Annotated in this window: 2 protein-coding genes; both read left to right on the top strand. The window is 45.9% G+C overall.

Going from position 1 to position 864, the window contains the following annotated elements:
• Window positions 1–48 precede the first annotated feature (48 nt).
• Complete coding sequence (locus tag RUMCAL_RS11395; protein ID WP_040646671.1) at window positions 49–273, top strand: DUF7678 domain-containing protein; 225 nt, start codon at window positions 49–51, stop codon at window positions 271–273.
• 293 nt (window positions 274–566) lie between these two features.
• A partial coding sequence (locus tag RUMCAL_RS11390; RefSeq protein WP_021683041.1) for a terminase large subunit domain-containing protein occupies window positions 567–864 on the top strand: 298 nt, incomplete at its 3' end.

Below are 864 nucleotides of genomic sequence, written 5' to 3'. Positions count from 1 at the left end.
ATACATCATGCCGAAAGGCAAAAACAACGAAAACCGGAGGAAAAAACAATGTGGACAGAAGGAACGATTCAAGTAGGAACAAGTACTTTTCACTACTGGGTGAAACATTACGAGGAGCCTTCCACTTTTGGATATGAGGAAGGCAGAGCCTCGAAAATCTCCCTGCGGCGGAATGGCAAAACGGTGTTCAATTTCGACCGGGGCATGGATATTCCGCCGGAGGATGAAGAAACTGAAACTGCACTGGCGATCCTGCTGAAACAGTACAACTGATTCTTCCAAAACCGAATCCCACGAGCCGGAGCCGAAAGGCTCTGGCGGTCGTACCGGAAAAATTTCTATTGGTGTATCTTACACAAGAAAACGGCGAAATTTCTACGTTTTTTCTGTCTGTTTAGCCGCTTGCTATCCTTGCTTTTGTATGGTAACATGGTTACAATGGGAATGGAATCTCGATTACAAAACTGCCCCATGAGGGCATTAAAATAAATGATGCAGACTTGCTTTTGGCAGGTCTTTTTTGTTTGGAGGTGAGAACAATAGCAAGATTTAAACCGACCCGTTTTATGGCGGAGGATTCCAAGTATAACAAAAAGGCGGCAGATTATGCTGTTTCCTTTATCGAATGCCTCAGCCATACCAAAGGCACCTGGGCAGGAAAGAAATTTGAACTGCTGGACTGGCAGGAACAGATTATCCGAGACCTGTTCGGAATCTTGAAACCGAACGGCTATCGGCAATTCAACACGGCTTACATTGAGATTCCGAAGAAAAATGGCAAATCAGAGCTTGCTGCTGCCGTTGCTCTGCTATTAACTTGCGGTGACGGTGAAGAACGTGCCGAAGTTTACGGCTGTGCTGCCG

The organism is Ruminococcus callidus ATCC 27760 (assembly GCF_000468015.1).
In the GTDB taxonomy this organism is placed as follows: domain Bacteria; phylum Bacillota; class Clostridia; order Oscillospirales; family Ruminococcaceae; genus Ruminococcus_C; species Ruminococcus_C callidus.
The sequence above is the reverse complement of the archived record's forward strand: the minus strand, read 5'-3'. Positions and strand labels throughout refer to the sequence as shown.

Coding starts and splice junctions, on each gene's coding strand:
- RUMCAL_RS11395 (WP_040646671.1), top strand. CDS start 49: ATGTGGACAGAAGGAACGATTCAAGTAGGAACAAGTACTTTTCACTAC.